Below are 17,066 nucleotides of genomic sequence, written 5' to 3'. Positions count from 1 at the left end.
TGTCAGTGCTGTCAGTACTTTCAGTGCCAGGTGCGCGCCCGCAGCGGGAGGGCCGAGGCGCCCGATTCGCGGGGCCGGACCGCCAGGATCTGGTTGACGCCGATCCTGTTGTGCTCGAAGGACAGCGCCGACGCGGCCATGTAGAGACGCCACACGCGGGCGCGGCCGGGCGAGGTGGCCCGGACCGCCTCGGGCCAGTGCCGCTCCAGATTCCGCACCCAGTGACGGAGCGTCAGCGCGTAGTGCTCGCGCAGGGATTCGACGTCGCGGGCCTCGAAGCCCGCCTCCTCCAGGGTGGCGACGGTGCGGCCGAGCGGGGCCAGTTCGCCGTCGGGGAAGACGTACGCGTCGATGAAGTCGTCGATGCGGTACCGGGATTCGTCCTTCTCGGGGCGGCGCGCGATCTGGTGGTTGAGCAGCCGGCCGCCCGGCTTGAGGAGGGCGAAGAGGTCGTCGGCGTATTCGCGGTAGCGCACCGAGCCGACGTGTTCGGCCATCCCGATGGACGAAATGGCGTCGTACGGACCGTCCTTGACGTCCCGGTAGTCCTGAACCCGGATTTCGATCCGGTCCGTCAGGCCCTCATCCGCGATGCGCTTGCGCGCGTACGCGGCCTGCTCGCGCGAGAGCGTGACGCCGGTGACCTGGACGCCGTACTCGCGCGCCGCGTGGATGGCCATGGAGCCCCAGCCGCAGCCGACGTCCAGCAGCCGCTCGCCCTCCCGCAGACCGAGCTTGCGGCAGACGAGGTCGAGCTTGTCGCGCTGCGCGTCCTCCAGCGTGGCGCCGGGCTCCTCGAAGTAGGCGCACGAGTAGACCATGGACGTGCCGAGGACCATCTCGTAGAAGTCGTTGCCCACGTCGTAGTGGTGGCTGATCGCGGCCCTGTCCCGGTGCTTGGTGTGCAGCGCGCCGCTTCTGCGCCGTACCTCCTCGAGGGGCGGCGGAGGCGGCGGCCAGGGGCCGACGATCCCCACGAGCCCCTTGGCGGCGGCGCGCAGCCGCGGGTCGCGCAGCGGGTGCACCGCGGCCTTGGCGTCGGCGTCGCGCTCCCAGACGAGTCCGGCGATCAGGCCGAGCGCCGCGTACAGATCACCGTCGATATCGATCTCGCCGGCCACCCAGCCGCGGGCCAGCCCCAACTCGCCCGGCTTCCAGAGCAGGCGGCGCAGGGCCCTGCGGTGCCGGAAGACGAGCGTCGGCGCGCCGGGCGGGCCCGACTCGCTGCCGTCCCAGGTGCGGATACGTACGGGGAGCGGGGCTCCCAGCAGTTCCTCGGCAAGAGTGCTCAGCCGCAGTGCGGCGTCGGCCATGGCGGACACCTCCGTGATGGTGGATCCCAGAAATGCTCAACAGAGACGTAAACACCCCGACGGGGTATGGCAATCCCGGCAGCGCGCAATGGGTGGGCAAAAAATAGCTGCACCAGCCACGGAATTTATGGCGACTTCTACCGATGCACACCCTTACCTGTCATGTCGTACCCACCTTCGACGCCGGGCGCACGCGAAAGGGCCGCCCGCACCACGGATGGCGGGCGGCCCTTTCGGGTCGGTACGAGCGTTTCGCGTACGGCGGCTCTCGCGGCTGCTCGCGGCTGCCGACCGCTGATCGCGACTGCTTGTGCGGCTGCTTGTGCGGCTGCTTGCGGGCCGCTTGCGGCTGCTTGAGGTCAGGAAGCCTTGACGGCCGTCCCGGCCTCGGCCTTCACGGGCCCCGCGCCCGACTCCGGCTTCGGCTCGGCGGCCTGCCGCGCCGGGGCGGGCTTGGCCGCCTCGTAGAACTCCTCGCGCGGTGTCTCCATCGCGCCGAGCGAGACGACCTCGCGCTTGAGGAACGCCGAGAGGGTCCAGTCCGCGAAGACGCGGATCTTACGGTTCCAGGTCGGCATCGCCATGCCGTGGTAGCCGCGGTGCATGTACCAGGCCAGCCGGCCCCGGAACTTGATCTTCATCTTGCCGACGACGATCATCGCGACACCCTTGTGCATGCCGAGACCGGCGACCGCGCCCTTGTTGGCGTGGCTGTACTCCTTCTGCGGGAAGCCCCGCAGTGCGGAGATCACGTTGTCGCCGAGAACCTTCGACTGGCGCAGCGCGTGCTGGGCGTTCGGCGGGCACCAGGCGTTCTCGACACCGGCCTTGCGGGCGGCCAGGTCCGGGACCTGCGCGTTGTCGCCGGCGGCCCAGACGTGGTGGGTGCCCTGCACCTGGAGCTTGGTGTCGGTGTCGACGTGACCGCGCGGGCCGAGCGGCAGACCGTAGCGGGCGAGCGCCGGGTTGGGCTTGACGCCCGCGGTCCACACGATCGTGCTGGAGTCGACTTCGAGGCCGTTGCCCAGGACGACACGGCCGTCGACGCAGGAGTCCATGCCGGTCTTGAGGTAGACCTCGACGCCCCGGCTCTCCAGGTGCTCCTTGCCCCAACTGCCCAGCTTCGGGCCGACCTCGGGAAGGATCTTGTCGGCGACGTCCACGAGCAGGAAGCGCATGTCCTCGCGCTTGACGCTCGTGTAGTACTTCGCGGCGTCGCGCGCCAGATCCTCGACCTCACCGACGGTCTCGGCACCCGCGAAGCCACCGCCGACGAAGACGAAGGTCAACGCCTTGCGGCGGACGTCCTCGTCCGTGGTCGAGTCGGCCTTGTCGAGCTGTTCGAGCACGTGGTTACGCAGGCCGATCGCCTCCTCGATGCCCTTCATACCGATGCCCTGCTCGGCGAGGCCGGGGATCGGGAAGGTACGGGAGACGGCACCGAGCGCGACGATCAGGTAGTCGAAGGGCAGCTCGTAGGCCTCACCGACGAGCGGGGAGACCGTGGCGACCTTGCGGTCCTGGTCGATGGTCGTGACCCGACCGGTGAGCACCTCGGCCTTGGGCAGCACGCGGCGCAGCGGGACGACGACGTGCCGGGGCGAGATGTTTCCCGCGGCGGCTTCGGGGAGGAAGGGCTGGTACGTCATGTACGAGCGGGGGTCGACAACAGTGACCGTCGCCTCCCCGTAGCGCATCTTCTTCAGAATGCGACGAGCCGCGTACAGGCCTACGTACCCTCCGCCTACAACAAGGATCCTGGGACGCTCCGTGGTGCTCATGCCATCGAGTATCCACCTGCCCGGTGGGGGGTGCTCGTGAGCCCCTTCACAAGGTCCTTACACACCTCTGCTACACTGCGCGCCCCGCGTGATCGACATCATGGTCGGACGGCGGAACCAGGCGGTGTCGTGGGACGTTCCGCACCCCTCGTGAGCTGGCCATCCACCCTCACTCCACACCGAACCACCCGACCGGCTTCATGCTCCCGTAACGCGCCCGGAACACCCCGGCGCAGGGGCGGGACAGCCCCCGGGGCTCGCACCGACCCCCTCTACGCGGCGGCGGCACCCAAGAGGACCGAATTCCTTGTGAAGTAATTCACGAACCTTTTCGCGAGGGCCGCCTCGAGGGCCGCCGCGAGGCCCGTAAAGAGGGGTGGATGACACCGTCGAACCGGCCCCAGGATCGTCGGCGGAAGCGCGCGGCCGGCTTCCCGATCCCACCCTCCCGTACGAGTGGCAGCCCGACGGCCCGACCGACGATTTTTCTTGTCTTGACAATTTTTCTGTTCGGTTGAATGCTGGAGCTGTTCCCGACGCCACCACGGCTCGAAGAACCCGCCGCGGTCGGCACAAACGGCCGCCCCTGCCCCAAGGAGACCGTCATGTCCGCATCCATCTCCATCGCCCCCGCCACCGCCGAGTCGGCCTCGACCACCACCACGACCAGCCGTCGCGCCCTGTGGCTGCCGGGCTTCGGATTCGCCGCGGGAGGCGCCGTCGCCGCGACGGTGGTCGCCGCCGTGGCGGACGCGGCAGGCGTCTCGCTCGAAATCGCCGGCGCCCCGATTCCCCTGCTGGGCTTCACACAGCTCGCGTTCGTGTTCTCGGTCGTGGGCATCGCGCTGGCAGCCGCCTTCCGGCGGCGGTCGGCTCAGCCCGCTCGGGCGTTCGTCCGGACGTCCGTCGCCCTGGTGGCGGTGTCCCTTCTGCCCGACCTCCTGACACCCGATCTCGACGCCGCCACGCGGGTAGCGCTGATGACCGCCCACATCGCGGTCGCAGCCGTCGTCATTCCGGGGCTCCGCTCCCGCCTGCGATAGCCGCCGCGCGCATGCGGACCAACCGACGGCATTTACTGTCTTGACGAATTTCGTTTCTCGATCGAAAGGTGGAGTGATGCTGGACGTCGCCGTCATCGAAGAAGCCGCCGCGGCCGAGGCGTCCCTGGACCCGATCCGGTCCCGGATCCTCGCCGCCGTGGTCGAGCCCGGCTCGGCCGCCATGCTGGCCGTCCGCCTGGAACTGCCCCGGCAGAAGGTGAACTACCACCTCAAGGAGCTGGAACGGCACGGGCTGGTCGAACTCGCCGAGGAGCGCCGCAAGGGCAACGTCACCGAACGCGTGTACCGCGCCACCGCCGCCTCCTACGTGATCTCCCCGATCGCGCTGGCCGCTGTCAGCCCGGACCCCGCGCGGTCCCCCGACCAGCTCTCCGCCCGCTGGCTGCTGGCCCTGGGAGCCCGGCTGGTGCAGGAGGTCGGGACCTTGCTGACCGGCGCGTCCCGGGCACGTAAACGCGTCGCCAGCTTCGGGCTCGACGCGGAGGTGCGGTTCGCCTCCGCGGCCGACCGGACCGCGTTCGCCGACCAACTGGCCCAGACCGTGGCGACGTTGGTCAGCCGCTACCACGACGAGTCCGCCACCGGGGGCCGCAGTCACCGGGTGGTGGTCGGGCTCCACCAGATCCCCGACGCGCGGACGCACAACAACGCACCCGAAGAAGGACAGGACTAGGCACCATGACGCACCCGTTCGAGATCGAGCTGGAAACGACGCTGCCGGCGAGCCCGGAACAGGTCTGGGAAGCGATCGCGACAGGACCGGGGATCGACTCCTGGTTCATGGGTCGCAACGAGGTGGAAGCACGCGAGGGCGGCGTCTCCGCCATGGACACCGGGGGCCACCGCGAGGAGGCGGTGATCGCCGCGTACGAGCCCGGCAAACGCTTCGCGACCCGGGGCGCCGAGGGCGAGGACGGCCGGTTCATGGCCGTCGAGTACCTGATCGAGGGACGGGGCCGGGGCAGCACCGTACTGCGCGTCGTCCACAGCGGTCTGCTCGGCGACAACTGGCAGGACGAGTACGACGCGCTGCGCGGCGGCTGGCCCTTCCACCTCCACACGCTCCGCGAGTACCTGGCCCACTTCTCCGGACGCGTCGGGGTCCCCGTCTTCGCCATGGCGCCGTCGTCGGGGATGCCGGCGCGGGAGCTGCGAGCGGCGATCACCCGCGGGCTGTCCCTGTCGGCACCGGTCGCCGTGGGCGACCGGGCGCACGCCGAACCGGCCGGCCTGCCGCCGCTGGACGGCGAAGTGGTCTGGGCGGACGACGACCGCGTCGGGGTCCGTACCGCCGACGGGCTCTACACCTTCCACCACGGCTCCGGCATCGCGCTGATGTTCCACCACCTGTTCGGGCCGGACACGGACACGGACAGGGCCGAGGCCGCGTGGCAGGGGTGGCTGACCGGCCTCCTCGCCGAACGCGCCTGACGCGCCTCACGCACCCGACGCGCCTCACGCACCCGACGCGCCTGACGCGCCTCTCGGCGTACGGAACCACCGGCGGGCTTCGCCCGCCCACCCCCCAGAACTCCGGATCGGGCGTACCGAACAGTCGCCCCACACATCCCGAACACAGAGGAAGAATCATCATGCGCACACTGATCAGCTCGGTCTTCATCTCGCTCGACGGCGTCGTGGAGGGCCCGGGCGGCGAGCCCAACTACCGGAACTCCGGGTGGACCTTCAAGGACATCGACTTCGTCCCCGAGGCATTCGAGATCAAGGGGCGCGAGCAGGAGGAGGCCACCGCGATCCTGCTGGGCCGCACCAGCTATGAGGCGTTCAGCCCGGTGTGGCCGGACATGGAGGAGTTCGCGGGCTACAAAACGATGCCGAAGTACGTCGTGTCCACCACCCTCACCGAGGACAAGCTCGTCTCCAACTGGGGCGACACGACCATCCTGCGTTCGCTGGACGAGGTCGCCGCCCTGAAGGAGACCGACGGCGGCCCGATCATCGTCCACGCCAGCGCCTCGCTGAACCACAGCCTCTCGGACGCCGGTCTCGTCGACCGCTACCACCTGCTCGTGTTCCCGCTGCTGCTCGGCGCCGGCAAGCGCCTGTTCAGCACCACCGACAAGGACACCCAGAAGCTGAAGCTCGTCGAGCACGAGGCGTACAGCAACGGCCTTCAGAAGCAGGTCTTCGACGTCGTCCGCTGAGGACGCGCCCCTCATCAAGGCGCCGCCGTCCGGGAGTTCCCCGGCGGCGGCGCCTTCGTCACCTTCGGTCCCTGTCTGCGCCGGCGCCCGCCCGTACGGGAAGCCGACTACCCGGTCGACCAGGACATGCGTCTCGGCGGCCGGGGGCTGCTCCTGATCCCGTCCTACTTCCGCCGGCACACGCCGGTCACGCCGGCCGACCCGTCCCTGCCGCCGACCCTCGTCTACCCGGCACGCCCGCCGGGGCGGCCCGGCCAGGCACCGGCACCCACCGACAGCGCCGGTACGGACTCACACCTCGCACGGCTGCTGGGGCACACCAGGGCCGCAGTCCTGCGCTCCCTCGGCGACCACTGCACGACCAGCGAACTGGCCCGGCGCGCCGGGGTCTCGCTCTCCTCCGCCAGCCAGTACGCGGCCGTCCTGCGCGGCGCGGGCCTCATCACGAGCCACCGCCGCCGCAACTGTGTGCGTCACAGCCTCGCTCCGGTGGGCCTGGCCCTGCCCGACGGTGGCCCTACGGAGCCGCTTCCTCCGCCGCCGCCCACGCGATCCCGTCCAGAATGTCGTGTTCGCTGACGACGACCTCCCGCGCACCGGTCCGCTCCATGATCGTGAGCAGGATCAGCGCGCCCGCCACGATCACGTCGACCCGCCCCGGATGCATCACCGGGATCGTCGCGCGTTCGGCGTGGGTGGCGGACAGCAACGTCGTGGTGATCTCCCGGACCACGTCGAAGGGGATGCGCGAGTGGTGGATCGCTGCCGAGTCGTACGCCGTCAGACCCAGCGCGATCGCCGCGACCGTGGTGACGGAGCCGGCCAGGCCGACGAGGGTGCGGGCCTCTCCGAGCGGGACGTCCCGCGCCGCCGTGTCGAGGGCGGCGGCGATGTCGGCGCGCAGGGCGGTGATGTCGGCGTGGGTGGCCGGGTCGGCCGGGCGGTGCCGTTCGGTCAGCCGTACGCAGCCGATGTCCACCGACCGCGCGGCCGTGACCCGCTCCTCGCCGACGACGAACTCGGTGGAGCCGCCGCCGATGTCCACGACCAGGTAGGGCTTCTCCAGGTCGGTGCGGCCGGTCAACTCCTTGGTGGCGCCCGTGAAGGAGAACGCGGCCTCCTGGTCGCCGGTGATCACCTCGGGTTCGACGCCGAGGATGCCGAGAACGCCACGGACGAACTCGTCGCGGTTCTCGGCGTCGCGGGAGGCGGAGGTGGCCACGAAGCGGGTCCGGTCCACGGCCACGCCGTGTTCCTCGATGACGGCGGCGTACTCTCGGCAGGCCGCGAAGGTGCGTTCCAGCGCCTCGGGGGCGAGCCGGCCCGTCCGGTCGACGTCCTGGCCGAGCCGGACGATCGTCATGCGCCGGTCCAGGTCGACGAGTTCGCCGGTGGCGGGGTCGGCGTCGGCGACGAGGAGGCGGATGGAGTTCGTACCGCAGTCGATCGCCGCGACCCTGGTCATACGGTGTCTCCGTCAGCGGGGGCGTCGTTTGTGAACGGGATCACACACGGACCCTTGCGCCACCACTCGGGCAGCATCGCCAGCGCCTCGTCACCCAGCGGGTTCACTCCGGGGCCGGCCGCGAGCGAGTGGCCGACCAGGACGTGCAGGCACTTCACCCGGTCCGGCATACCGCCGGCGCTCGGGAAGCCCGCCAGCACCTCGATGGCGTCGCGGCGCGTGAGGTAGTCCTCGTGGGCCTTGCGGTACGCGGCGGCCAACTCCGGTTCGGCGGCGAGGCGTTCGGTCATCTCCTTCATGACACCGTTCGCCTCCAGCGTGCCGATGGCCGAGGCCGCACGCGGGCAGGTCAGGTAGTAGAGCGTCGGGAACGGCGTGCCGTCCGGGAGTCGCGGGGCGGTCTCCACCACATCGGGCTGCCCGCAGGGGCAGCGGTGCGCGATGGCGCGCAGACCGCGCGGGGGCCGGCCGAGCTGTTGCCTGAACGCCGCGACGTCCGCCTCGGTGGGTTCGGTTCGTTCGGTCTGCGGAGGGGGCGTTTCCATACCTGCGTCGGTTTCCTTGATGTCTATCTGTCCGTCCGGTCGGCGCTGTCGACGCCGTCCAGGAGATTGGAGTACCAGGGCCGGTCGGCCGGATCCTGGTCGGTGCGGCGCTCGTCGGCCGCGCGGGGGTCGGTCATGACGTAGCCGGTCTCCCCCGGCAGCACGTAGTGCAGATGCTCGCGCGCCAGACGCTGGATGTACGCGTCGTCCTTGAGGCGGGCCCGCTCGTCGCGCAGCTCCTCGACCCGCTGCCCGGCCTCGCGCGTCAACTGCCGCTGATCCGCGATCTCGCCGCGCTGCGACACGTACTGCCGCATCGGGTAGGCGAGGGCGACGATCAGCGAGCAGACGACGAGGACGAGGAACGCGGCGCGTCCGGTGAGCCGGGAACGGCCGGCCGGCCGGCGGGTCTGCCGGCGGGTCTGCGAGCGATAGACGCGGGCGGCGGTCTGCTCGCCCAGGATCCTGATCTTGGTCGCGGTGGAGAACCGGTCCCGGTTCGCGGCCATGGTCCCGCCTCCCTCAGAGGTTGAGCCGGCCTCGTACCTCTGTGCCTCGTACCTCTGTGCCTCGTACCTCTGTACCGCCGTACTGCCTCTGTACGCGCGTACGTCCCCGGACACGGTACGGGACCGTGGCCGGGGACGGCCGTAGGACGGGCGCTGTTGGTCAGTCCTTGAAGAGCGGGTCAGTCCTTGAAGCGGGGGAACGCGCTGCGGCCCGCGTACACGGCCGCGTCGTCCAGGATCTCCTCGATACGCAGCAGCTGGTTGTACTTGGCGACGCGCTCGGAGCGGGCCGGGGCGCCGGTCTTGATCTGGCCGCAGTTGGTGGCGACGGCCAGGTCGGCGATCGTGACGTCCTCGGTCTCGCCGGAGCGGTGCGACATCATGCACTTGAAGCCGCTGCGCTGCGCCAGCTCGACGGCGTCCAGGGTCTCGGTCAGCGAACCGATCTGGTTGACCTTGACGAGCAGGGCGTTGGCCGAGCCCTCCTCGATGCCACGGGCGAGGCGCTCGGGGTTGGTGACGAAGAGGTCGTCGCCGACGATCTGGACCTTGCCGCCCAGCTTGTCGGTGAGGACCTTCCAGCCGGCCCAGTCGTCCTCGAAGAGCGGGTCCTCGATGGAGACCAGCGGGTACGAGGCGACAAGCTCCTCGTAGTACTCGGTCATCTCGGCGGCCGAGCGGGACTTGCCCTCGAACTCGTACGAGCCGTCCTTGTAGAACTCGGAGGCCGCCACGTCGAGCGCGAGCGCGATGTCCTTGCCCGGGGCGTAGCCGGCTTCCTTGATGGCCACGAGGATCAGGTCGAGCGCGGCGCGGTTGGACTCCAGGTTCGGCGCGAAGCCGCCCTCGTCGCCGAGGCCGGTGGAGAGCCCCTTCTCCTTCAGGACCTTCTTCAGCGTGTGGTAGACCTCGGCACCCCAGCGCAGGGCCTCGGAGAACGACTCGGCGCCGATCGGCGCGATCATGAACTCCTGGATGTCCACGTTGGAGTCGGCGTGCGACCCGCCGTTGAGGATGTTCATCATCGGAACGGGCAGCAGGTGCGCGTTCGGGCCGCCGAGGTAGCGGAAGAGCGGCAGGTCGGACGCCTCGGAGGCGGCGTGGGCGACGGCCAGCGAGACACCGAGGATGGCGTTGGCGCCGAGCGAGGACTTGTCGGGCGTGGCGTCCAGGTCGAACATGGCCTGGTCGATCAGGCGCTGCTCGGTGGCGTCGTAGCCGACGAGCTCCGGGCCGATCTGCTCGATGACGGCGAGGACGGCCTTCTCGACACCCTTGCCCTGGTAGCGGTTCTGGTCACCGTCGCGGAGTTCGAGGGCCTCGAACGCGCCGGTGGACGCACCGGAGGGAACAGCAGCACGGCCGGTGCTGCCGTCGTCGAGGCCGACCTCGACCTCGACCGTTGGGTTGCCTCGGGAGTCAAGGATTTCCCGGGCTACGACGACGTCGATGGACGGCACGAGCATCTCCTTCTGGGATGTGACGCGTTGGTGCGGGGCCTCATTGGCCCTGCGGCATGAGCCTAACCGGCTCCCGGGTGCCGGTCGGCCGATGCCCGCCCGCTGGGACGAAAAGAGTCCGGAATGCGGGGTGCGCCACGAATGTCCTGAGACTGGTGCGGCGGTCGCGCTCCGGGCCTGGGCGGCGCCTCCGGGCCTGGGCGGCGGACAGGCCCCGGCCCTGACCCGGTCCGGCCCTGGCCCCGGTCCGGCGCGTCCGGGGGGAGTAAGGCGCGCCGGGCCGGGGCTCAGGGTCAGGACTCAGGTCAGGACTCACGGCTCGGGTGGGAGCCGGGTCCGGGTCCGGGTCCGGGGTTCGGGGAGGCTCAGCTCAGGTGGAGCTGCTGGCCCGGGAAGATCTCGTCGGCGTCCTCGACGATGTCCTTGTTCAGCTCGAAGAGCTTCTCCCAGCCGCCTTCGACCTTCTCGGCCTCGGCGATCTTGGAGAGCGTGTCGCCGCCCTTGACCTTGTACTCGCCGTCGCCCTTCTCGACCGGACCACGCGTCTCACTGCGCGAAGCGGGCTGCTCCCGCTCGGCGCGCGGCGCGGACTCCTGCTTCGGGGCCGCCTCGGGGGCGGCCTTCGGAGCCGGGGCCTGCTGCTGCGGGGCCTGCTGCTGGGCGGAGTCGTCCGAGCCGGCGTCGTTCGCGGCGTTGGACAGGCCGACGCCACAGCTCGGCCAGGCACCCTTGCCCTGGCCCGCCAGGACCTTCTCGGCGATCTGTATCTGCTGGGACTTCGAGGCCTGGTCGGCGGTGGACGCGAAGGCGCTGCCACCGAAGGCGGCCCAGGTGGAGGCGGAGAACTGGAGACCGCCGTAGTAGCCGTTGCCGGTGTTGATCGACCAGTTGCCGCCGGACTCGCACTGGGCGACGGTGTCCCACTCGGAGGTGGTGGCCGCGGAGGCGGAGGTGGCGCCGATCAGCGGGGCCGCGACAGCGGCACCGGTGATGCCGGCGAGCGTGGCGTAACGGACGGCCTTGGACGGACGGCGGTGCTTGGCCTTGCCGGACTTGCTGGAAAACAGCATGCGAAATCTCCTCACCGACGCCTACGAGGTGAGCTGTCGGGTTCGGGCCAAGTGAGTTGCCCGGCCGTGCGACCAGGGAACGTCTTCACGTCCCCCTGCGCACGGCTGCACCCCGAGCCGGCCGTTGTGACCGGCGCTTACCTGTGGGTCCCCCGCTCCTGCCTTCGGCGCTTGCGCGACGACTACTCCCCCCGACCGACGGCAGGATTCGGCGTGACGGTCGACGGTGCCCGCGGTGCGAGCGGTTCAGACCGTAAACACAGACATCCCGGATGTTCAAAGAAGGAACATCCGGGATGATTCGCCCATCTTGCCGTGAGGAAACCTCTGTTTACGCAGGTCGGGGCGGAGACGGTGCGAGCCGCCGGGCGACCCGCACCAGTTGAGGCGAAGAGACGCTTGTCTCACTTGCCCAGATACGGACATAGACCGCTTAACTACCCCTGATTTACGGTCAGATCGAGGTTCTGGCCCGGCAGGATGAGGTCGGCGTCCGAGCCCACGGCCTCGCGGTTCGCCTCGTAGAGCGCGGGCCAGCCACCCTCCACCTTCTGCTCGCCGGCGATGGCCCACAGGTTGTCGCCGGAGCGGACGGTGTACGAGTCGTCGTCGGCGGCGTCCGCGGCGTCGCCGTCGCGTGCGGAACCGTCACCCCGTGAGGCATGACGACCGCTTTCTCGCTCTTCGTCCGCCTTGCCGGACTTGCCCGCCTCGGTCGAGCTGTCGGGGCTGTCGGGGCTGTCGGGGCTGTCGGCGCCGCTACCGGTACCCGCGCCGGCCTCGGCCTCGGCCTCGGCGGACTTGCCGGGCTCGGGCGCCGCGTCGCCGCGGTGCTTGCCCTGGCCGGTACTGGGCTCCGTACCGGATTCCGCGCCCGGCTCGGTGCTGGGCTCCGTGCTGGGCGTCTCGGCGGCGGAGTCCCGGCCGAACTGACCGGAGGGGGGCGCCGACTCGGGAGCGGGGGGCAGGACGGCCGTCTCGGTCGGCTCGGGCTCCGGGGGCGTCTCGGGCTTCTGGGTGGCATCACCGGCGGCCCCGGCGTCCGGAGCCGTACCGGCGTCCGCTGTGAGGCCCGTGATCAGCGCGCAGGTCGGCCACGCGGTCGGCCCCTGCGCGGCGAGGATCTTCTCCGCCACGGCTATCTGCTGGCTGCGGCTGGCCTGGTCGGCGGTGGGTGCGTACGCCGTACCGCCGAAGTCGCTCCAGGTCTCCTGGGAGATCTGGAGTCCGCCGTAGAACCCGTTACCGAGGTCGGCGCTCCACATGCCGCCGCTCTCGCAGTCGGCCACCCGGTCCCAGGTGGCGGCGTCTGCCGCACTGGCGCTGGTCGCGCCGAGCAGCGGGATGGCGATCGCCGAGCCTGTCACCCCTGCCGCGACGACAATGGCGGGGGCTTGACGGGGCCGACGGTGCCGGCCGTTCCCGGAGCGCATGCGGTTGCCTTCCGTGAGACTGCTGGAGCCTGAAACCTGAATCCTGAAGATGTGACGGCTGAGACGGTCGTGAACGTAGCGGTACTCGAACGTCTGTCACAAGTCGATGCAGCGCAGATCACGTGAAAGTCACAGTCTTGACGATCCGTCAGTCACGCACCGCTGTGAACTGCACCGGCAGCGTGCGCAGTCCACGCATGATGAGCCCGCCACGCCACCGCAAATCGGATGGATCGACCGCAAGTCGCAAGTCGGGCAGCCGAGTCAGAAGGGTGCCGAGCGCGGCCTGCCCCTCCAGCCGGGCGAGCGGCGCGCCGAGGCAGTAGTGGATGCCGTGGCCGTATCCGAGGTGTTTGTTGTCACTGCGCGACAGGTCGAGCCGGTCCGGATCGGCGAACCGTTCCGGGTCGCGGTCGGCGGCGGCCAGTACGACGAGAACGGGGTCGCCCACCGCGACGCGCCGGCCGCCGAGTTCGACGGCCTCGGTGGCGTAGCGCCAGGTGGCCAGCTCCACCGGACCGTCGTAGCGCAGCAGTTCCTCGATCCCGGTCGCGAGCAGCCCGGTCTCGCCGGCGGCGAGCGAGCGCTGAAGCCGCTGCCGCTGATCGGGGTGCCGGAGCAAGGCGTAAACCCCGTTGCCCACCAGATTCACGGTCGTCTCGAACCCCGCGAAGAGCAGGATGAACGCCATCGCGGCGGCCTCGTTCTCGGTGAGGTGCTCGCCGTCGTCGCTCGCCCGGATCAGACCGGAGATCAGGTCGTCGCCGGGGTTGTCCCTCTTACGGTGGATGAGTTCGGCGAGATACCCGCGCATCTTCTTCACCGCCCGCCCGACCCCGCCGCGCGGCCCACCGCCGTGCCGGATCATCATTCCGGCCCAGTCGCGGAAGTCGTCCTGGTCCTCGCGCGGGACGCCGAGCAGATCGCAGATCGCGTAGATGGGCAGCGGAAAGGCGAAGTCATGGATGAGGTCGGCCTCCCCCTTCGCCGCGAAGGCGTCGATCAGCCCGTCCGTCAACTCCTGCACGCGCGGCGCGAATTCGGCCACCCGGCGCGGAGTGAACGCCTGCGACACGAGCCGCCGCAGCCGGGTGTGGTCGGGCGGATCGATATTCAGCAGATGCGTCATCAACTCCGCGCCCCGCTCCCCCGGGATCCCCGTCTTCCCCTTGGCGTGCGCCTGTTCGGCATGGTGCACGGGGTTCTTGGACAGCCGGGGATCGGCGAGGGCGCGCTTGGCGTCCGCGTACCGCGTCACGAGCCACGCGTCGACCCCACTCGGCAGCGTCGTCCGGTGCACGGGCGCGTGCTCGCGCAGCCAGGCGTAGGCGGGGTAGGGGTCGGTGGCGAACTCCCAGGTGAAGAGTTCGGGGGCGGGGGGCGGCGGGGTGGAGGTGGGGTCGTGCATGGCCCGACAGTAACCGGCCCGCCGGCCGGCCCGGCCGGCGCGGACGCGGCCCCGGCCGACCGCGTTGAACACGTCAAGCCGGCGGTTCGGGTTCGCGGTCCACGGCCCGTCTTGCCCGTCTTGCCCGTCTCCAGACCACGCTCGCGCTCGCGCTCGGCGAAATTGAATGGCCGCAGGCGTGCTGTCGTTGTACATCTGTCCCGTACATGAACGTGGATGACCTGTGACGGGGAGACTGAGACGGTGCGCCGGACATGGCAGGAAACCCAGTTGGCCTTCGAGCAGGGCTGGTACGAGTACGAGGGGCGCAGGGTGGATCTCTCGGCCGATCTCGACGATATGCGCCGCGGAACACTCCTCTACCTCCCGGGTGAGCTTCGCCGCCTGCCTTTCGCCGAGGGCATGGGGCAAACGCGCGTCGAGGTGACGGCGGAGAGCACCCTGGAAGCGGTGGAGCGACTGGCCGGGGCTGGGAACGGGGCCGGGGCCGGACGAGTTGCGGTACTGAACTTCGCCTCGGCCCGTAATCCGGGTGGAGGTGTGGCCCGTGGGGCGCGTGCCCAGGAGGAGAGCCTGGCCCGCTCCAGCGCGCTGTACGACGCGTTGATCCGCTGCCCGGAGTTCTACGAGTTCCACCGGGACAATCCTGATCCGTTCTACAGCGACCAGGTCATATACGCGCCGGATGTACCGGTGTTCCGCCGGGACGACGGTTCCTGGTTGCCCGCACCCCTGCGCGCGGCGTTCCTGACATCGGCCGCACCGAACCGCCGGATGATCGAGCGGGACCGGCCCGGAGCGGCGGGAAAGATCCCAGGCGCACTGTCGAGCCGCGCCCGCGGTGTGCTCGCCGTAGCGGCTCACCACCGCAACTCCCACCTGGTGTTGGGCGCGTGGGGTTGCGGCGTGTTCGGCAACGACCCGGCCGAGGTCGCCGAGGCGTTCGCGGTCCACCTGCGCGGCGACTTCGCGGGGGTCTTCGAGCAGGTGGTGTTCGCGATCCTGGACGTGGACGACGCGACGCGCGAATCGTTCGAATGGGCGTTGACCGACACTTCATGAAGATGGTCCAGGGCTGGTTCTGAGAGAGCGCACCGTCCGGGGGATGATCGTCAAACCACCTCCACCCTCCACCTCCACGACCACGATTGCGTCCGGGTCGGTGGTCGGCTTCCCACACGATGTCGCCGTCGGGCCCGACGCAGGTGGTGTGACGCTTGCCGGCGAAGACCGCCCAGCGTCCGCCGGGGTGGACATCTCAGTCGTACTCGCCGTCACCGACGCGGGATTCAGGTACAGACGTGATGCGACAAGGCCGCGCGTGCCCATCCTGACGACACGGCGTCATCGTTCCATGCAGGTGATGGGATGATGACGGCGGATCCTAAGCTGCCCCACGTGTTGCGCCCGGGAAGGCCGGTTCACAGGGGGGCGTAGTACAGACCAGGACCGACCTCCGCCGGCGTTCGGAACGCCACTTCGCTGATCATCAAGTCCGTCAGGTGCGTTCCGACGCAGATCTGTGTGCCGCTGGTCGTCGTCAGCCGCACCCCACACATCGCGAAAGAGTCGCGAACTCCCTCCTCGGGATCGCGGCTGATCACCTCCACCGCTGCGACCGCCTCGGTCACCAGGCTTCGCAACGGATGGCTGGGGATCGGCTCGGCTATCGGCACCTGGATCGTCATGCCTGAGTACCAGAGGGAGTTGGCCAGGGTCCTTGTGACATCCGAAACGAAAAGGACGTTGGCTTTGGACTCCTCGGTATCAATCAGCCACTGTTCACCATCGTGACCGGTCAAGAGCGCCGGCCCGTACTCAAGACGTGGCTCGTCCTCGGCGGGAACATCGAGAAGCCGCGTCACGGCTCGAAGGCGCTGCCCAAGGAGACAGCCGGCCAACCGATGGTTGTCGGGAAGGTAATGGTGAACGCTGCTTGGGACGATCCAGTCAGGGTGGAACCGGTGCGCCAAGAGCCGATCCTCCAACTATTGGGGCCTGTCAGGGCCATGCCCCTACCAACGCGAAGGGAGCTTGGCATCAGACCACAGAGATCGCGAGCACCGCAATCGCGCACCAAGTCGTTACTCTCCGCTCGCGCGTATCCGGGCCAAGCAACCGGGACCGACTGCGATGTCCTCACGGTGCACACAGCAGAGCCCCGCACCTCAGCGGTCCTGCTGTGCCGAAGGTCGTGCGGGGCCAGCTACAGCACCTACTCAAAGCCACCGCTCTTCCCGGACTGACCTTGGGCATCATCCCCGCAAGCGCCCCACTGCGTATCTATCCTGGCGACGGCTTCTCTCTCTTCGACGACCGTCGAGCCGAGGTGGAGGGCTACCGCGGCGCCGAGACGATCACCGACCCGGACCGACTCCGGATGTTCCGCAAGGCGTTCGCGCTTCTCCAACCGTCGGCCGTGTACGGCCAGGACGCGCTCGCCCTCATCAAGGCGACGATCGCGGCGATGTAGCCAACGGTCACGGAGCACGGCTGTCGCCGGCAGGTTCGACGGGAACTTGTGGTCGGGCCGGGTGGCACTCGCGAGTCTCGGCAGTCACGAGTCTGAACCGATGCGCGGCCGACGCGTTGCTCGATACCGCGTGCGCGGAGAGGCGCTATGGAGTCGGGGAGTCGGATTCCGTGTCGGCTGCGGGTTCGGCGAAGTGGTCGAACTCGCCTGCTTTGACACCGAGGATGAAGGCGCGAAGCTTCTCAGGAGACGTCGTGACGACGGTGTCGGGCTCGTCGCTCTCCTGGATCTTGATGGAGCCGTCGTCAGCCGCAGCGAGGTAGACACAGCCGTTCGCCTCGGCGCTGAACGTTGACTTCTGCCAGTGGAGGGCGGGCATG

The 17,066-nt window shown here is 69.7% G+C and carries 18 protein-coding genes and 1 riboswitch; of the genes, 7 read left to right on the top strand and 11 right to left on the bottom strand.

The features are described 5' to 3' along the window. Positions 1-20: 20 nt before the first annotated feature. Both OG700_RS24880 and OG700_RS24875 read right to left on the bottom strand, forming a co-directional pair. On the bottom strand, positions 21-1,313 hold the full coding sequence (locus OG700_RS24880; protein WP_405617165.1) for a class I SAM-dependent methyltransferase: 1,293 nt from the start codon (positions 1,311-1,313) through the stop codon (positions 21-23). A gap of 359 nt (positions 1,314-1,672) precedes the next feature. Continuing rightward, positions 1,673-3,094, bottom strand: a complete 1,422-nt coding sequence (locus OG700_RS24875) for an NAD(P)/FAD-dependent oxidoreductase (RefSeq protein ID WP_405617162.1) — start codon at positions 3,092-3,094, stop codon at positions 1,673-1,675. A gap of 605 nt (positions 3,095-3,699) precedes the next feature. Between OG700_RS24875 and OG700_RS24870 the strand changes: the two genes are divergently transcribed. From OG700_RS24870 to OG700_RS24850, 5 genes are all read left to right on the top strand, one after another. Beyond that, positions 3,700-4,137 carry a DUF6069 family protein gene (locus OG700_RS24870; RefSeq protein WP_405617160.1) on the top strand — a complete coding sequence of 146 codons (438 nt, stop codon included), beginning with the start codon at positions 3,700-3,702 and terminating at the stop codon, positions 4,135-4,137. 76 nt (positions 4,138-4,213) lie between these two features. Next, positions 4,214-4,831: an ArsR/SmtB family transcription factor gene (locus OG700_RS24865; protein ID WP_405617158.1), complete on the top strand. Its 618-nt coding sequence runs from the start codon at positions 4,214-4,216 to the stop codon at positions 4,829-4,831. A gap of 5 nt (positions 4,832-4,836) precedes the next feature. Further along, a complete protein-coding gene (locus OG700_RS24860; RefSeq protein ID WP_405617156.1) occupies positions 4,837-5,589 on the top strand; it encodes an SRPBCC domain-containing protein in 753 nt (250 codons plus the stop codon). 161 nt (positions 5,590-5,750) lie between these two features. After that, a complete protein-coding gene (locus tag OG700_RS24855) occupies positions 5,751-6,323 on the top strand; it encodes a dihydrofolate reductase family protein (protein ID WP_405617154.1) in 573 nt (190 codons plus the stop codon). A gap of 126 nt (positions 6,324-6,449) precedes the next feature. Next, positions 6,450-6,902, top strand: coding sequence for an ArsR/SmtB family transcription factor (locus OG700_RS24850; protein ID WP_405617152.1), 453 nt, complete (start codon positions 6,450-6,452; stop codon positions 6,900-6,902). On the opposite strand, the gene OG700_RS24845 is transcribed toward OG700_RS24850, so the two are convergent. The 7 genes from OG700_RS24845 to OG700_RS24815 all read right to left on the bottom strand — a co-directional run bounded on the left by OG700_RS24845 (position 6,841) and on the right by OG700_RS24815 (position 14,213). Next, positions 6,841-7,788 carry an exopolyphosphatase gene (locus OG700_RS24845; protein WP_405617150.1) on the bottom strand — a complete coding sequence of 316 codons (948 nt, stop codon included), beginning with the start codon at positions 7,786-7,788 and terminating at the stop codon, positions 6,841-6,843. The genes OG700_RS24850 and OG700_RS24845 overlap by 62 nt on opposite strands. After that, positions 7,785-8,333 carry a DUF501 domain-containing protein gene (locus tag OG700_RS24840; RefSeq protein ID WP_405617148.1) on the bottom strand — a complete coding sequence of 183 codons (549 nt, stop codon included), beginning with the start codon at positions 8,331-8,333 and terminating at the stop codon, positions 7,785-7,787. Before OG700_RS24840 ends, OG700_RS24845 begins: the two co-directional genes overlap by 4 nt. Positions 8,334-8,356: 23 nt before the next feature. Then, entirely contained in the window at positions 8,357-8,842 is a 486-nt protein-coding gene (locus OG700_RS24835; RefSeq protein WP_405617146.1) for a septum formation initiator family protein, read from the bottom strand. Between the two features lie 179 nt (positions 8,843-9,021). Continuing rightward, positions 9,022-10,308 carry a phosphopyruvate hydratase gene (eno, locus tag OG700_RS24830; RefSeq protein WP_405617144.1) on the bottom strand — a complete coding sequence of 429 codons (1,287 nt, stop codon included), beginning with the start codon at positions 10,306-10,308 and terminating at the stop codon, positions 9,022-9,024. Between the two features lie 359 nt (positions 10,309-10,667). Then, positions 10,668-11,372 (bottom strand): transglycosylase family protein, encoded by a 705-nt coding sequence (locus OG700_RS24825; protein WP_405617142.1) that lies wholly within the window; start codon positions 11,370-11,372, stop codon positions 10,668-10,670. Between the two features lie 3 nt (positions 11,373-11,375). Then, positions 11,376-11,552: riboswitch (cyclic di-AMP (ydaO/yuaA leader) on the bottom strand. A gap of 257 nt (positions 11,553-11,809) precedes the next feature. Further along, positions 11,810-12,739, bottom strand: a complete 930-nt coding sequence (locus tag OG700_RS24820; protein ID WP_405617139.1) for a transglycosylase family protein — start codon at positions 12,737-12,739, stop codon at positions 11,810-11,812. Positions 12,740-12,953: 214 nt separating this feature from the next. Further along, positions 12,954-14,213 (bottom strand): cytochrome P450, encoded by a 1,260-nt coding sequence (locus tag OG700_RS24815; RefSeq protein WP_405617137.1) that lies wholly within the window; start codon positions 14,211-14,213, stop codon positions 12,954-12,956. 243 nt (positions 14,214-14,456) lie between these two features. Here OG700_RS24815 and OG700_RS24810 point away from each other — a divergent pair, with 243 nt between their 5' ends. Next, positions 14,457-15,275, top strand: coding sequence for a TIGR02452 family protein (locus OG700_RS24810; RefSeq protein ID WP_405617134.1), 819 nt, complete (start codon positions 14,457-14,459; stop codon positions 15,273-15,275). A 359-nt stretch (positions 15,276-15,634) separates the two neighbouring features. Here OG700_RS24810 and OG700_RS24805 read toward each other — a convergent pair whose 3' ends face one another. Next, positions 15,635-16,078: a hypothetical protein gene (locus OG700_RS24805; protein WP_405617132.1), complete on the bottom strand. Its 444-nt coding sequence runs from the start codon at positions 16,076-16,078 to the stop codon at positions 15,635-15,637. Here OG700_RS24805 and OG700_RS24800 point away from each other — a divergent pair. After that, positions 16,039-16,686, top strand: a complete 648-nt coding sequence (locus OG700_RS24800) for a Scr1 family TA system antitoxin-like transcriptional regulator (RefSeq protein WP_405617130.1) — start codon at positions 16,039-16,041, stop codon at positions 16,684-16,686. The two genes, OG700_RS24805 and OG700_RS24800, sit on opposite strands and share 40 nt — an antisense overlap. Before the next feature lie 145 nt (positions 16,687-16,831). Here OG700_RS24800 and OG700_RS24795 read toward each other — a convergent pair whose 3' ends face one another. Further along, positions 16,832-17,065 carry a DUF397 domain-containing protein gene (locus OG700_RS24795; RefSeq protein ID WP_405617129.1) on the bottom strand — a complete coding sequence of 78 codons (234 nt, stop codon included), beginning with the start codon at positions 17,063-17,065 and terminating at the stop codon, positions 16,832-16,834. Position 17,066 lies beyond the last annotated feature (1 nt).

This window comes from Streptomyces sp. NBC_01508 (assembly GCF_045040315.1).
In the GTDB taxonomy this organism is placed as follows: Bacteria; Actinomycetota; Actinomycetes; order Streptomycetales; family Streptomycetaceae; genus Streptomyces.
The sequence above is the reverse complement of the archived record's forward strand: the minus strand, read 5'-3'. Positions and strand labels throughout refer to the sequence as shown.

Excerpts from the sequence above, each read along its gene's own strand:
- OG700_RS24870 (WP_405617160.1), top strand. The coding sequence starts at position 3,700 with ATGTCCGCATCCATCTCCATCGCCCCCGCCACCGCCGAGTCGGCCTCG.
- OG700_RS24840 (WP_405617148.1), bottom strand. The coding sequence starts at position 8,333 with ATGGAAACGCCCCCTCCGCAGACCGAACGAACCGAACCCACCGAGGCG.
- OG700_RS24825 (WP_405617142.1), bottom strand. The coding sequence starts at position 11,372 with ATGCTGTTTTCCAGCAAGTCCGGCAAGGCCAAGCACCGCCGTCCGTCC.
- OG700_RS24845 (WP_405617150.1), bottom strand. The coding sequence starts at position 7,788 with ATGACCAGGGTCGCGGCGATCGACTGCGGTACGAACTCCATCCGCCTC.
- OG700_RS24795 (WP_405617129.1), bottom strand. The coding sequence starts at position 17,065 with ATGCCCGCCCTCCACTGGCAGAAGTCAACGTTCAGCGCCGAGGCGAAC.
- OG700_RS24855 (WP_405617154.1), top strand. The coding sequence starts at position 5,751 with ATGCGCACACTGATCAGCTCGGTCTTCATCTCGCTCGACGGCGTCGTG.
- OG700_RS24875 (WP_405617162.1), bottom strand. The coding sequence starts at position 3,094 with ATGAGCACCACGGAGCGTCCCAGGATCCTTGTTGTAGGCGGAGGGTAC.
- OG700_RS24880 (WP_405617165.1), bottom strand. The coding sequence starts at position 1,313 with ATGGCCGACGCCGCACTGCGGCTGAGCACTCTTGCCGAGGAACTGCTG.
- eno (WP_405617144.1), bottom strand. The coding sequence starts at position 10,308 with ATGCTCGTGCCGTCCATCGACGTCGTCGTAGCCCGGGAAATCCTTGAC.
- OG700_RS24815 (WP_405617137.1), bottom strand. The coding sequence starts at position 14,213 with ATGCACGACCCCACCTCCACCCCGCCGCCCCCCGCCCCCGAACTCTTC.
- OG700_RS24850 (WP_405617152.1), top strand. The coding sequence starts at position 6,450 with ATGCGTCTCGGCGGCCGGGGGCTGCTCCTGATCCCGTCCTACTTCCGC.
- OG700_RS24835 (WP_405617146.1), bottom strand. The coding sequence starts at position 8,842 with ATGGCCGCGAACCGGGACCGGTTCTCCACCGCGACCAAGATCAGGATC.
- OG700_RS24860 (WP_405617156.1), top strand. The coding sequence starts at position 4,837 with ATGACGCACCCGTTCGAGATCGAGCTGGAAACGACGCTGCCGGCGAGC.
- OG700_RS24865 (WP_405617158.1), top strand. The coding sequence starts at position 4,214 with ATGCTGGACGTCGCCGTCATCGAAGAAGCCGCCGCGGCCGAGGCGTCC.